We start from the raw sequence: 12,448 nt of genomic DNA on the forward strand, positions 1-12,448 counted from the left end.
TACGGCGTGTGCGGCGCCCATGCGAGGCCTCAGATCGGCAATTGGGTGGTCGACTTGATCTCCGACAGCGCGACGATCGAGTTGATTTCCTGCACGCCGGGCAATTTGCTCAGCTTCTCGAAGAAGAAGCGCTCATAGGCGTCGATATCTTCCGCCACGATACGCAGCATGAAATCGACCGTCCCCATCAGCACATAGGCATCCAGCACCTCGGGGAAGCCGCGGATCGCGGCGCTGAACTCATCGAGATTGGCGCGCCCGTGCGCGTTCAGCTTCACTTGCGCGAAGATGTGCGCGTTCAGCCCCACCTTGCGTCGATCTACCAGCGCCACCCGCTTGCGTATCACGCCCTCCCGTTCGAGCCGATCGATTCGGCGCCAGCACGGGGAGGGGGACAGGCCGATCCGCTCCGCCAGTTCGGCGGTGGTCAAGCTCGCGTCGCGCTGCAGCTCTCGGACAATCTTTCGCTCATAAGGATCCAGATCGGTCATATTAACCTGTATAGGGGTATATCGGGGAAGATATAACCTGGATTTTTCGCTGGAGGGCGCAAATCAGGCAAGCATCACCGGTCCGCCCCTGCGAGATTGCCGCCATCGGAAAAAGGGAGCGTTCGAGATGGTGTTGCGAGTGCGGGGTGAAAGCATGGTCGACGAAGTGATGGTGCTGAAGGACGCCGACGCGGGCCTAGACGGCGTGATCGCGATCCACTCCACGGTGCTGGGGCCGGGTGCGGGCGGTTGCCGGCTTTGGCACTATGCCGATGGCGAAGCTGCGTTCGCGGATGCCGCGCGGCTCGCCGAGGGCATGAGCTACAAGAACGCGATGGCGGGTCTGCCGCTGGGCGGCGCCAAGGCGGTGCTGCGCCGGCCGCACGGCGATTTCGACCGGGTCGCGCTGTTCCGTGCTTTCGGCCGCGCCGTCGCCCGGCTGGAGGGCCGCTATGTTACCGCCGAGGATGTCGGTACCAGCGTGGAGGACATGGAGACGGTGGCGGGCGAGACGCGGCATGTCGCGGGGCTGCCCCAGCGGGCGGGTCGGCCGGGCGGGGATCCGTCGCCGCACACCGCGCTCGGCGTGTTCGTGGCGATGGCGCATGCCGCGCGGTGCCGACTGGGGCGCGAGCTGGGCGACTGCACCGTGGCCATCCAGGGCGTCGGCCATGTGGGCGAGGCGCTGGCCCAACTGCTGCACGGCGTCGGGGCGCGGCTGATCCTGGCGGACGTCGACTCGGATCGGGTGGCGCGTGTCGCGGTTGCGACCGGGGCCGAGATTGCCTCCACGCGCCAGGTGCTGGCGGCGCAGGCGGACATCCTCGCGCCGTGCGCACTCGGAGGCGTCCTCAACGTCGACACGGTAGATATTCTCCGAGCGCGTGTGGTGTGCGGCGCGGCGAACAACCAGCTGGCGACGGCGGCCGACGGCGAGCGGCTGGCGCGCCGGGGGATCCTCTACGCGCCCGATTACGTCGTGAACGCTGGCGGGATCATCAACGTGGCGGGCGAATATCTGGGCTGGGCCCGCGAGGACGTGGCTGCGCGTGTCGAAGCGACCGGCACCCGCCTCGCAGCGGTGCTGGACCATGCCGAAGCCGAGGGCGTGGCGCCGCACGCCGCCGCCGACAGCCTCGCGCGGTCGGCGATCGCCGCAGGCCGCGTGCGCACGCCGGTCCTTGCCTGACCGGGATCAGCCGGCGTGCTTCTCGAAGGCCGCCAGCCGGCGCGCCGCATCGGCACGGACATTGGCCCAGAACAGGCTGTAGTCGAACACGTGATAGTTGTTCCCCGGCAGCACATATTGGCCGAAGTCCGGCGGGGCGGTGCCGATCGTCAGGATGCCGCGCCCGTCGCAGCGGGCGGGCACCCGGCCGGCTTCGAGATGCGCGGACTGCAGGTTCAGGTCCGGGATCAGCGCGCCAAGATTGGCGCTGGCCGGCGCCGAGTCGTTCTGCTTGCCGGTGATCGGATTGGTGCAGAGCATCTTCGTGCCCGCGCGCGGCTGTCCGGTGAAGCCGTTGGTCGCATCGAAGGTATCGACGATCAGCGCCGGATCGGCGGGCTCGGCGAAGCTCTGCCAGGAGAGGATGCACCCGGCCTGGTCCGGGCCAGTGCACGCGGGCAGGCCCATCTTGGGCAGGTCGGCGGTGAGCGATACGGGCCAGCCTACCACATAGGCGGCAACCACGCGGCGCGCGATCGGCGTGCCGGCGACTCGCTCGGCGAGGAGGCGCGAGAGGTGCAGCGCGCCCTGGCTATGCCCGGCGAGGATGATCGGGCGGTCGCCGGCCTCGTGGAGGAACTCCTCGAACGCCGCGGCCACATCGCGATAGGCGAGGTCGAGTGCCTTTTGCGCCTGTGCCTTGCTGGTCAGGAAGGCGCCGAAGGTCGCTTGGCGGTAGCGCGGCGCCCAGATCGCGGCGCTTTCGTTGAACGCGCTCGCCTGGCCGCGCAGGAACAGCTCGGCGCGGGCATTGGCGTCCGGGTTGTCGAGCGGGGCGTTCCACTGCTTGGTGTCGAGGAACGAGGTGGGGTGGATGAAGAACAGCGCCGCGCGGGGATTGGCCGCGGGCGCATGCCCGGCAGGCGTCCAAAGCGCCGGATTGCCCGGCTTGTCGGGCCGCGCGATCCACATCTCGGCCCTGGCATAGTCCCGCGGGGAAACCGGCGGCAGGTCCGCGGCGTCTCCGGCGGGCACCATGAACTGGCGCATCAACTGCACGCCATAGAGCCGATAGGCGAACATGGACGCAACGCCGAGCATGATCAGGATCGCAACCGCATAAAGAAACTTTCGGGCCAATCGGCCTCTCCATTGTGCAATGCAGCATAAAAAGGCGGCGACGCAATCGCGTTCCGGCCAGTGTTGCGTGCGAAGGATGCAACCGCAAGTGCCGATCTGGCGATGCAGGCGCTTGAAGGGGCGCGGCTCGGCTGATAGGCGCAGGCGCATGTCCGTAGACACCGCAACCGTGAAGAAAGTGGCGAGCCTGGCGCGTATCGCGATCAGCGACGCCGACGCCGAGCGCCTGGCGCCCGAACTCAACAACATCCTCGGCTGGATCGAGCAGCTCGGCGAGGTCGACACCAAGGATGTCTCGCCGATGACCGCCGTGATCCCGAACACGCTGCGCCTGCGCGCCGACGTGATCACCGAGGGCAACCAGCGCGAGGCGGTGCTGGCGAACGCGCCGCAGGGCGAATTTGGCTTCTTTACGGTTCCGAAGGTGGTGGAATGAGCACGCTGACCGATCTGGGCGTCGCCGCCATCCGCAACGGCGTGCGCGACGGCGAATTCTCCGCGCGCGAAGTCGCCGAGGCGTTCAACGCCGCCGTGGCCGGTGCCGACGCGCTCAACGCGTTCATCGTCAAGACGCCCGAGCATGCGCTCGCGGCCGCCGATGCCGCCGACAAGGCGCGCGCCGCGGGCGAGACGCTCAAGCCGCTGGCCGGCGTGCCGGTCGGCATGAAGGACCTGTTCGCCACCAAGGGCGTGCAGACCACCGCCGCCAGCCATATCCTCGAAGGCTTCAAGCCTGAATACGAGTCCACCGTTTCGCACAAGCTGTGGGAAGCGGGCGCCGGCATGCTCGGCAAGCTCAACCTCGACCAGTTCGCGATGGGCTCGTCGAACGAGACCAGCTATTTCGGCAACGTGATCTCGCCTTGGCGGCGGGGCGAGGGCGACAACACGCCGCTTGCGCCGGGCGGCTCCTCGGGCGGCAGCTCGGCGGCGATCGCCGCGCGGCTCTGCCCGGCGGCGACCGGTACCGACACCGGCGGCTCGATCCGCCAGCCGGCGGCGTTCACCGGCATCTCGGGCATCAAGCCGACCTATGGCCGCTGCTCGCGCTGGGGTGTGGTGGCGTTCGCCTCCTCGCTCGACCAGGCGGGCCCGATGGCGCGCGACGTGCGCGACTGCGCGATCATGCTCGAGGCAATGGCCGGGTTCGACGTGAAGGATTCGACCTCGCTCGACATGCCGGTGCCGCACTGGGAAGCGGGGCTCTCCGCCGATCTGCGCGGCAAGCGCGTCGGCATTCCGGCCGAGTACCGGATGGACGGCACCCCGGCCGAGATCGAGGCGCTGTGGCAGCAGGGCATCGCCTGGCTGAAGGATGCGGGCGCCGAAATCGTCGACGTCAGCCTGCCGCACACCAAATACGCGCTGCCGGCCTATTACATCATCGCGCCGGCAGAGGCCTCCTCGAACCTCGCCCGCTATGACGGCGTGCGCTACGGCCTGCGCGAGCTGGCCGAGGGCCAGAACCTGCAGGACATGTACGCCGCCACCCGCGCCGCCGGCTTCGGCGACGAGGTGAAGCGCCGCATCCTGATCGGCACCTATGTGCTGTCGGCAGGTTTCTACGACGCCTATTACACCCAGGCGCAGAAGGTCCGCACGCTGATCGCGCGCGACTTCGACAATGCCTGGAGCCAGTGCGACCTGCTGCTCACCCCCACCGCGCCGAGCGCGGCGTTCGGGCTGGGCGAGAAGCAGGAAGATCCGCTGGCGATGTACCTCAACGACGTGTTCACCGTGCCGGCCAGCCTGGCGGGCGTTCCCGCGATGAGCGTGCCGGGTGGTCTGGATGCGGCAGGGCTGCCGCTGGGTCTGCAGATCATCGGCAAGCCGTTCGACGAACAGGGCGTCCTCAACGCCGGCCTCGCGCTCGAGCAGCGCGCGGGCTTCACCGCCCGTCCCAACGCCTGGTGGTAAGATGAGAAGGGGGGCGGGGGCCCGGAGCCGCCGCCCCCTACCTCAACGTGCGCGCCGCGGCGCTGTGCCGCGCGCCTGGATCAGGATGGCCAGCGCGAAAAGCGGTATCAGCCAGGCGACGCGGCCCTGATAGCGGTCGAAGACGCCCGAAATCGCGCCGCAGACCGCGCCGTTGAGCAGCACGGCGAACACCACCAGCACCGTCGCCTCGAGCAGCCGCGTCGGCCAGGCTTCCGCGGCCGGCTCCTTCGCCTGGCGGGACAGGCGCACCGCCAGGATCGCTAATGCCCCGCCGCCCAGTGCGTAGCAGGCCAGCATCAGGCCGCTGAACAGCCGCAACGGCATGGTGCGGGTCGCGACTCCGCTCGCCTGCCGGTACGAATGAATATCGGGGTGGAGTAGCGTCGTCGTCGTGTCACGCGGCATCACCGCATATTCGGTCACGCCGACGGTGGCGATCTGCCGGAACACGCCCGCAAGGCTCCTGCCGAGCTGCTCGATGCCGTGGGTGCGCAGCGTGCCGAGCACGATCGGCCATTGCTCGCTGCAGATCTGCGCCTTGTCGGCAGCGGGCAGCGATGCGAAGCTGACCGCGCTGCCGTCGCCGCTCCAGAGAAACTCGTTCTCCGTCATCGGCATGCGCGACACGAAACGGCAGGTCGCATATTGGGTCTGCGGGCAGGTCTCGCGCAGATAGCGCTCACCGGTGCCGTCCCCGATCACGCGGGCCAGCAGGAAAGGCGGCGAATAGACCGTTAGCCCGGCATGCCGCGCAGCCATGCCGAAGGCGACCTGGCCAAGGCCGCCGACGGCGATCAGCAGCGCGATCAGCCCCAGGCTGTTCCAGCGCGGCCGCCGCGTGACCAGCCCGAGCAGCAGGAGCGCGCAGAACATGCCCAGCGCGAGCAGCAGGTGCGACTTGTGGAACAGGATCGCCGCGACGCCGAGTGCCAGCCAGCCGAGCAGTTCGAGGCGCGACAGCGCGGGGCGATAGATGGCGATCATCGCAAGCGCGAGGATCAGCAGCCCGGCGAACACGTCCGGCATGATCGTGGTGGCGAAGATGCCGACGCCGCCGATCAGCCCGACGCCGGCAACCACCGCCCAGCGCTGCAGCTGCGGCGCATCGGGTGCCAGGTGCCGGAGCGCGGCATAGAGCGCGACGACGCAGAGCAGTGCCTGAAGCACGGGCAGCGCCCAGAGGCCTGCCGCCGCCCAGCTGAACACGAAGGCGGCACCGTAATAGACCGAGCGGGCATCGGAGACGCCGTCCTCGGTGTCGATTCCCATCTTCGCGGCCGCGCCGTGCTGTCCGGGCGCAGCTTTGGCCTGGGAGGGCAGGGGGATATGGGCCGCGCCGGCGGCTGCCTTGCCGGCCTGGAAATATCCGACCGTGTCTGGATAGAGAATGGGCCCGTGATTGATCGCGGCGGGCACCAGGAACAACAGCAGTGTGACGAGCGCGAAGAGAAGGTCGGTTCGCTTCCATCGTGCAACCGTCATGGCGTACTCTGTCCTTATCCCCCCTGGCTGCAATACTCGCCACGGGTTCCGGTATTGCCTTGAAAAGCCTTCACGCGCGTCCTGGTTCCGTTGCGGCTGCGTTTCGTCCGCGCCGCAAGCGCTCCTTTACGCGCGCGGCGCCGGCACGCTCAGATACGCCAGTCGCCGAATCTCCCGCCGCCCGCGCACCACGGTGTCGAGGATCAGGCCGGTGAAGATGTTCAGCAGGCCGACGATCGACAGGCCGGTGACGAGCACCGCGGTCGGGAAGCGCGGCACCAGGCCGGTCTGGGCGTAGGTGATTGCCAGCGGGATCGCGAGAATGATCGCGAGCAGCAGCGCAACTGCGCCCAGAATGCCGAAGAACAGCACGGGGCGCTCGATTCGGAACAGGTTCACGATCGTGCGCAGGATCCGCCAGCCATCGCGATAGGTGGAGAGCTTCGAGGTCGACCCCTCCGGCCGCGCGGCATAGTTGGTGACGATCTCGGAAACCGGCATGCGCAGTTCGAGCGCGTGGATGCTGATTTCGGTCTCGATCTCGAAGCCCGCCGACAGCACCGGGAAGCTCTTGACGAAGCGGCGCGAGAAGACGCGGTAGCCCGAGAGGATGTCGGTGAAGCTGCGGCCGAACAGCTGCGCCAGCATGCCCGTCAGCATCGCATTGCCGAAGCGGTGGCCGCGGCGATAGGCCAGCTCGACCTCGGACTTGCGCGCGCCGACGACCATGTCGAGCTGCTCGTCGACCAGCAGGTTCACCAGCTCGGGGGCGGCATCGGCATCATAGGTCAGGTCGCCGTCGGAGAGGACGTAGATGTCGGCCTCGACGTCGGCGAACATGCGGCGGACCACGTTGCCCTTGCCCTGCATCCGTTCGGAGCGGACGACCGCGCCCGCCTCGGCGGCGACCGCGCAGGTCCGGTCGCGGCTGTTGTTGTCGTAGACATAGACGGTCGCTTCGGGAAGCGCGGCCTTGAATGCCGCGACCGTCCTGCCGATCGCCACTTCTTCGTTGTAGCAAGGAAGCAACACGGCGATCTTGAGCCCGGAGAAACGTCCGGCGCCCGGGGCGTCATTCGGCGACATGGTGCTACCCTCGTATACTCGCATGCCGGATTGCGACATTGCCGCGGTGGGGTAGTGGATCGATCGTGGTTGTGCAACGCCGAACAAAATGCTTCCGACAACCGTCTGTCGCGTTCCGGGACCGCCTCGCGGCACAGTCTTTGGTTGCGGTGCACAATCGGGCGAACCGTCTTCGCCAATTGCCCGCTGGACCTGAACGCCGCGACGCGCGATAGGCACAGGCACGCATATTCCCATTACCTTGTGAAGAGCACATGGCGACCAAGACTGCATCGAGCTACCGAATCCAGGGCGAGACCGGCGAATGGGAGGTCGTGATCGGCCTCGAAGTCCATGCGCAGGTGACGTCGAACGCCAAGCTGTTCTCGGGCGCGGCGACGGCGTTCGGCGCGGACCCGAACAGCCAGGTGAGCCTGATCGACGCGGCGATGCCCGGCATGCTGCCCACGCCCAACCGCGAGTGCATCCGCCAGGCGGTGCGCACCGGCATGGCGATCGGCGCGGTGATCAACAAATGGTCGCGCTTCGATCGCAAGAACTATTTCTACGCCGATCTGCCGCAGGGCTATCAGATCAGCCAGCTCTTCCACCCGCTGGTGGGTGAGGGCGAGATCACGATCAGCCTCGACGACAAGGATCCCGAGGCCGAGGTGAAGACGATCGGTGTCGAGCGCATCCATGTCGAGCAGGATGCCGGCAAGCTGATCCACGACCAGCACCCGAACCGCTCCTATGTCGACCTCAACCGCGCCGGCGTGGCGCTAATGGAGATCGTGTCGAAGCCGGACATGCGCTCGCCGGCCGAGGCAGGGGCCTATCTGTCCAAGCTGCGCGCCATCCTGCGCTATGTCGGCTCGTGCGACGGCAACATGGACCAGGGCTCGATGCGCGCCGACGTGAATGTTTCGGTGCGCAAGCCGGGCGAGCCGTTCGGCACGCGCACCGAGACCAAGAACGTCAACTCGGTCCGCTTCGTGATGCAGGCGATCGAGGTCGAGGCGCGTCGCCAGGTCGAGGTGCTGGAGAGCGGCGGCCGCATCGTCCAGGAAACCCGCCTGTTCGATCCGGACCGCGCCGAGACCCGCTCGATGCGCTCGAAGGAAGATGCGCACGACTATCGCTACTTCCCCGATCCCGACCTGCTGCCGCTCGAACTCGACGACAGCTTCCTCGAAGAGTGCCGCCAGAGCCTGCCCGAGCTGCCCGACGCCAAGCGCCGCCGCTACGAGGAGTCGCTGGGCCTGACGCCGTACAACGCCGCGGTGCTGACCGCCGAGGCGGAGACGGCGCGCTGGTTCGAGGCGCTGCTCGCCGAGAGCGCGCGGATCCAGAAGAAGGGCGAGCAGGAAGTCGCGCGTGCCGCGGCCAACTGGCTGCTTTCGGACCTGTACGGGGCGCTAAACCGCCTCGGCAAGGGCATCGAGGAAAGCCCGGTCAGCCCCGAGGCGGGTGCCGAGCTGCTCTCGCTGATCGCCGACGGCACCATCTCCAACACGCTCGGCAAGCAGGTGTTCGAGATCATGCTGGAGACCGGCGATGCGCCGGGCAAGATCGTCGAAGAGCGCGGCATGAAGCAGACCAGCGACACCGGGGCGATCGAGGCGGTGATCGCGGAGGTTCTGGCCAAGAACCCCAACCAGCTGGAGCAGTATCGCGGCGGCAAGGAGGCGCTGTTCGGCTTCTTCGTCGGCCAGACGATGAAGGCGATGGCGGGCAAGGCCAACCCGGCGGTGGTCAACGAACTGCTGAAGAAGGCGCTCAGCTGAGGGGCAGGGCACCCGGCGACGCGCGATCGCCGGATGCCCTCCCGATCACTTCGCGGCAACCTTGCGGCGTGCGGCGACGGCCGTACGCTCGTTTCTGGCGAATTCCTCAAAGTTCTTCTTGAACACGGTGCCGAGTTCGTCGAGCGCGGCGACCGAATCCTCGCCCTCCTTGGGCGGGAAAAGCTTGAGGCCGTTGCCGCCCCATGCCTTGTATTCGAAGTCGATCTTGTCGTCGGCGCCGAAGTCACGAACCATGAACAGCGTCTTGAGCGATCGGCCATAAATCGCCGCCTTCTGGTAGAACACGTCGGCGACGATCAGTTCGGAATAGCAGGCCGCCTTGGAATCCGAGCGGCGGGTCTTGATCTTGTTCATGCTGTGCCGCTCGAGCGGCTGCTCATGGCGAACGATCTGCGTGTCGGCGGGCAGCGAGAGCAGGGTCTTGAGATCGAGCGACTGGAGGTCGTCCAGCTGCGTAGGGCTGTCGAGCGCGCTGGCCATCTGCGCCTTGTTGCGGGCATCCTTCTTCCCATGGAGCGCCGCGTCGAGCAGTCCGCCGCCCAGAAGTCCGCTCGTCATCGACAGCATGCGCTCGGCCGGCCAGACGTGCAGTTCGCACGGCGTCGTCTGCGCTGCGGCGGTGCCCGCACCGATCCAAAGGCTGGCTGCCACGGCGGCGGCCAGCATTTCCTTCTTCGGCATATGTTGTCTTTCCCTGTTGGTACGCGTTGAACTGCGGTTCTCGCCGGCGCGTCAGCGCTTGGTGCGCGGCGGCCGAGTCACGGCCGCGGCGAAGTCGACGAGGCTGGTACGGAAGGCCTGGACGACCTCGGCGGTGCCCTTGGCAGGGTCCTCGTCGGGCTTGGGCGGAAAGGCGGCAAGCTTGACCAGGGTCCAGGTTCCGAACGTGCGGATCGGCTCCGGGGCGGTGCCGAAGGTACGGAAGCGGAAGGATCCCCGCAGCCCGTTGCCGCCGCCCACACTGTTCTGGTTCAGGATCAGATCGTCGACGATCAGCTCGGCATAGCAGGGGGCCGCGCTGTCCGCGATGCGACCGCGCGTCGTGCGGATCGTCCGGCTGTCGAGCGGCTGCGGATGCAGCATGACCCGATAACCGGGCAGTTTCAGCAGATCCGGCAGTCCGGCTTCGGAAAGCAGCTGCGCCTGTCGTTCGGCGGACAAGGGATTGTCCGGCGCTGGCGGATAGCCTTCGCGGCCCTTGGTGCTGCCGTCGATGATGCCGCCATGCCCTAGCCCGAGATACAGGTTCATGGGTGTCGATGCCGGCCAGACATGAAGCTCGCAGGCTGCGTCGGTCTGCGCCTGCGCCTGCGCCGAAACCACCAGGGCTCCGGCAGCCGTCAGCCGCCGAAAACACAATCCGATCACCTAGACATCCCCTCTTGGCGGTCTCGCGGCCGCAAGGCGGACCTTATGGTGATTACAACCGCGAAACAATAGACTGCCGGGGCACGGGCGCGGGTGACTTGCCAAGCAAGGCTTCGCTTCGCATGGTCTGCGGAACGAGGTGGAGACGCGTGATGACGATCAAGATGCTGGTTGGAATGATGATGTTCGCGCTCGCGTCGCCTGCGGCCGCGCAGACCGCCTCCGCGCCGCCTTTGCCTGCAAACCCCACGGTTGCGATCGAGACCAGCGCGGGGCCGATGGTGGTCGAGGTCTATCTCGACAAGGCGCCGGTCTCCGCGCGCAACTTCCTGCGCTATGTCGATGCCAAGCGGCTCGACGGCGTCGTTTTCTACCGTACCGTCAAGCCGGCGGAAAAGTTCGGCTTCGTCCAGTTCGGCATCCAGAACGCGCCGGCCAAGATGTTCCCGCCGATCAAGCACGAGCCGACGACCGAGACGGGCATCAAGCATCTCGACGGCACGCTCTCGCTGCCGCGGCTGGCCCCTGGCACCGCCCGCGGCGAGTTCACCATCATGGTGGGCGACCAGCCCTCGTTCGATGCGGATCCGAGCAAGCCGGGCGACAATCTCGGCTATGCGGCGTTCGGGCGCGTGGTCGAAGGCAAGGATGTGCTGCTCAAGATCCTCGACGCGCCGACCTCGCCGACCAAGACGCTCGGCGGCAGCTTCAAGGGCGAAGTGCCTGAAGTGCCGGTAAAGATCGTCTCGGCGCACCGCATCAAGGACTGAGCCGCTTCAGAGCGGGTGACGCTCCAGATAGAGATAGCCCGGATCGAATTCGGCGAGCCGCTTCAGGCCGGGCAGGTCCTGGAAGGACACCCGGCCATTGCGGAACTCGACGAGTTCCCGCTCGCGCAGTTCGCGCAGCACGCGGTTCACATGCACGGGGGTCAGGCCCAGGCACTCGGCGAGTTCCGCCTGACTGAGCGCGAGCCGATATCCGTCCTCCTCCGCCAGCCCGACGACACCCAGCCGCACGTGCAACTCGCAGAACAGGTGCGCCGCCCGCTGGATCGCGGAGCGGCGGCCTAGCGACACCTCCCATTCGCGGTGGATCGCGGCATCGACATTGGTGGAGAACCACATCACGCGGGTGAGGTGGGGCAGCGTCTCGGTGACCTCGCGGAGCCGCGTGTGCGAAGCGCGTGCGATCGTGCAGGGTGTCAGCGCAAGCAGCGAATGGTCGAGTCGCTTGAGGGTGAAGCCATGCAGATCGGCGAAGTCGCCGGCGACATGCACATGGGTGATCTGGCGCTGGCCGTTCTTGAGATCCTTGTACCGGCCGACCAGCCCGTCGAGCAGCAAGGTGGAATAGTTCAGTTCCTCGCCCGCGCGCACGATGGTGCGACCGGCGGGATGGGTCACCGTGTCGACGACCGTCCCGCGCAGCGCAGCTTCTTCAGCCGCGTCGATCGTGTCGCGGAGCCGGAGCTTGAGCAGGTGGCGTTCGATCATCGCGACAAGTATCTCCAACAGGTGACAGCGGCTCTACCACGCTAGGGTCGGGCCGCTGCCATCGCAGGTTAGGAAGGGAGGTTATTGCTGGTTGAGGTCCTGGTTCTTCACGACCCCGTCGGCGCCGTTCTCGCCGCCGGCGCCCAGCGGCACCGCCTTGGTGCGCGGGGTGCCCTCCTTGGCCGCGGCATCGGCGGCGTCGGAGCGGGCCTCCACCGCCTGCTGGATGTCGGGGCGGGGATCGTCGCGATCGGTGGTGATGTTCGGCATGGAAGCTTCTCCTGGTTCAGGCGACCGGCTGGCCGGGGGTGATGCCGGGATCGATGCTCGGCGTGGTCTCGGGCGCCGGCACGTCGATATCGGGGCCCGGCGGATCGATCTCCGGCGGCGGTCCTCCGGGCTGGCCGGGGTTGGGCGCCGGGGCTTCGGGCGGCGGCGTGGTAGGCTGGATGGGGGGCTCTACCGGCATGGGACATCTCCTGTTCGTTTCAG

At 67.4% G+C, this 12,448-nt stretch carries 14 protein-coding genes; 5 read left to right on the top strand and 9 right to left on the bottom strand.

Features of this window, described 5'->3' with window-relative positions:
• Positions 1-29: 29 nt before the first annotated feature.
• Positions 30-491, bottom strand: coding sequence for an Lrp/AsnC family transcriptional regulator (locus QZ670_RS03430; protein WP_294252285.1), 462 nt, complete (start codon positions 489-491; stop codon positions 30-32).
• A gap of 127 nt (positions 492-618) precedes the next feature.
• Between QZ670_RS03430 and QZ670_RS03435 the strand changes: the two genes are divergently transcribed.
• Positions 619-1,680 (top strand): Glu/Leu/Phe/Val dehydrogenase dimerization domain-containing protein, encoded by a 1,062-nt coding sequence (locus tag QZ670_RS03435; RefSeq protein ID WP_294252291.1) that lies wholly within the window; start codon positions 619-621, stop codon positions 1,678-1,680.
• Positions 1,681-1,686: 6 nt separating this feature from the next.
• Here the strand turns inward: QZ670_RS03435 and QZ670_RS03440 are convergent, their stop codons facing one another.
• Positions 1,687-2,799 carry a DUF3089 domain-containing protein gene (locus QZ670_RS03440; protein WP_294252294.1) on the bottom strand — a complete coding sequence of 371 codons (1,113 nt, stop codon included), beginning with the start codon at positions 2,797-2,799 and terminating at the stop codon, positions 1,687-1,689.
• Positions 2,800-2,947: 148 nt separating this feature from the next.
• Here QZ670_RS03440 and gatC point away from each other — a divergent pair, with 148 nt between their 5' ends.
• Positions 2,948-3,235 (top strand): Asp-tRNA(Asn)/Glu-tRNA(Gln) amidotransferase subunit GatC, encoded by a 288-nt coding sequence (gatC, locus tag QZ670_RS03445; protein WP_294252296.1) that lies wholly within the window; start codon positions 2,948-2,950, stop codon positions 3,233-3,235.
• Entirely contained in the window at positions 3,232-4,716 is a 1,485-nt protein-coding gene (gene gatA / locus QZ670_RS03450) for an Asp-tRNA(Asn)/Glu-tRNA(Gln) amidotransferase subunit GatA (protein ID WP_294252298.1), read from the top strand. Before gatC ends, gatA begins: the two co-directional genes overlap by 4 nt.
• Positions 4,717-4,758: 42 nt before the next feature.
• Here the strand turns inward: gatA and QZ670_RS03455 are convergent, their stop codons facing one another.
• On the bottom strand, positions 4,759-6,219 hold the full coding sequence (locus QZ670_RS03455; RefSeq protein WP_294252300.1) for a hypothetical protein: 1,461 nt from the start codon (positions 6,217-6,219) through the stop codon (positions 4,759-4,761).
• 126 nt (positions 6,220-6,345) lie between these two features.
• Positions 6,346-7,305 (bottom strand): glycosyltransferase family 2 protein, encoded by a 960-nt coding sequence (locus QZ670_RS03460; RefSeq protein ID WP_294252301.1) that lies wholly within the window; start codon positions 7,303-7,305, stop codon positions 6,346-6,348.
• Positions 7,306-7,559: 254 nt separating this feature from the next.
• Between QZ670_RS03460 and gatB the strand changes: the two genes are divergently transcribed.
• On the top strand, positions 7,560-9,071 hold the full coding sequence (gene gatB / locus QZ670_RS03465; RefSeq protein WP_294252303.1) for an Asp-tRNA(Asn)/Glu-tRNA(Gln) amidotransferase subunit GatB: 1,512 nt from the start codon (positions 7,560-7,562) through the stop codon (positions 9,069-9,071).
• 45 nt (positions 9,072-9,116) lie between these two features.
• Here gatB and QZ670_RS03470 read toward each other — a convergent pair whose 3' ends face one another.
• Together QZ670_RS03470 and QZ670_RS03475 are read right to left on the bottom strand one after the other, a co-directional pair.
• Complete coding sequence (locus QZ670_RS03470; protein ID WP_294252305.1) at positions 9,117-9,773, bottom strand: hypothetical protein; 657 nt, start codon at positions 9,771-9,773, stop codon at positions 9,117-9,119.
• 51 nt (positions 9,774-9,824) lie between these two features.
• On the bottom strand, positions 9,825-10,415 hold the full coding sequence (locus QZ670_RS03475; protein ID WP_294252307.1) for a hypothetical protein: 591 nt from the start codon (positions 10,413-10,415) through the stop codon (positions 9,825-9,827).
• A 197-nt stretch (positions 10,416-10,612) separates the two neighbouring features.
• On the opposite strand from QZ670_RS03475, the gene QZ670_RS03480 reads away from it, so the two are divergent.
• Positions 10,613-11,230 (top strand): peptidylprolyl isomerase, encoded by a 618-nt coding sequence (locus QZ670_RS03480; RefSeq protein ID WP_294252309.1) that lies wholly within the window; start codon positions 10,613-10,615, stop codon positions 11,228-11,230.
• A gap of 6 nt (positions 11,231-11,236) precedes the next feature.
• Here the strand turns inward: QZ670_RS03480 and QZ670_RS03485 are convergent, their stop codons facing one another.
• The 3 genes from QZ670_RS03485 to QZ670_RS03495 all read right to left on the bottom strand — a co-directional run bounded on the left by QZ670_RS03485 (position 11,237) and on the right by QZ670_RS03495 (position 12,425).
• Positions 11,237-11,956, bottom strand: a complete 720-nt coding sequence (locus tag QZ670_RS03485; protein ID WP_294252311.1) for a Crp/Fnr family transcriptional regulator — start codon at positions 11,954-11,956, stop codon at positions 11,237-11,239.
• Positions 11,957-12,037: 81 nt separating this feature from the next.
• Positions 12,038-12,226, bottom strand: a complete 189-nt coding sequence (locus tag QZ670_RS03490; protein WP_294252314.1) for a hypothetical protein — start codon at positions 12,224-12,226, stop codon at positions 12,038-12,040.
• Between the two features lie 16 nt (positions 12,227-12,242).
• Entirely contained in the window at positions 12,243-12,425 is a 183-nt protein-coding gene (locus tag QZ670_RS03495) for a hypothetical protein (protein ID WP_125973437.1), read from the bottom strand.
• Between the last annotated feature and the right edge of the window lie 23 nt (positions 12,426-12,448).

The sequence above is a fragment of the uncultured Sphingomonas sp. genome, from assembly GCF_913774285.1.
Taxonomy (GTDB): domain Bacteria; phylum Pseudomonadota; class Alphaproteobacteria; order Sphingomonadales; family Sphingomonadaceae; genus Sphingomonas.

Bases quoted from the DNA above. Each gene is read 5' to 3' on its own strand.
- QZ670_RS03470 (WP_294252305.1), bottom strand. From the start codon at position 9,773: ATGCCGAAGAAGGAAATGCTGGCCGCCGCCGTGGCAGCCAGCCTTTGG.
- QZ670_RS03490 (WP_294252314.1), bottom strand. From the start codon at position 12,226: ATGCCGAACATCACCACCGATCGCGACGATCCCCGCCCCGACATCCAG.
- QZ670_RS03435 (WP_294252291.1), top strand. From the start codon at position 619: ATGGTGTTGCGAGTGCGGGGTGAAAGCATGGTCGACGAAGTGATGGTG.
- gatC (WP_294252296.1), top strand. From the start codon at position 2,948: ATGTCCGTAGACACCGCAACCGTGAAGAAAGTGGCGAGCCTGGCGCGT.
- QZ670_RS03485 (WP_294252311.1), bottom strand. From the start codon at position 11,956: ATGATCGAACGCCACCTGCTCAAGCTCCGGCTCCGCGACACGATCGAC.
- QZ670_RS03455 (WP_294252300.1), bottom strand. From the start codon at position 6,219: ATGACGGTTGCACGATGGAAGCGAACCGACCTTCTCTTCGCGCTCGTC.
- gatB (WP_294252303.1), top strand. From the start codon at position 7,560: ATGGCGACCAAGACTGCATCGAGCTACCGAATCCAGGGCGAGACCGGC.
- gatA (WP_294252298.1), top strand. From the start codon at position 3,232: ATGAGCACGCTGACCGATCTGGGCGTCGCCGCCATCCGCAACGGCGTG.
- QZ670_RS03480 (WP_294252309.1), top strand. From the start codon at position 10,613: ATGACGATCAAGATGCTGGTTGGAATGATGATGTTCGCGCTCGCGTCG.
- QZ670_RS03460 (WP_294252301.1), bottom strand. From the start codon at position 7,305: ATGTCGCCGAATGACGCCCCGGGCGCCGGACGTTTCTCCGGGCTCAAG.
- QZ670_RS03495 (WP_125973437.1), bottom strand. From the start codon at position 12,425: ATGCCGGTAGAGCCCCCCATCCAGCCTACCACGCCGCCGCCCGAAGCC.
- QZ670_RS03430 (WP_294252285.1), bottom strand. From the start codon at position 491: ATGACCGATCTGGATCCTTATGAGCGAAAGATTGTCCGAGAGCTGCAG.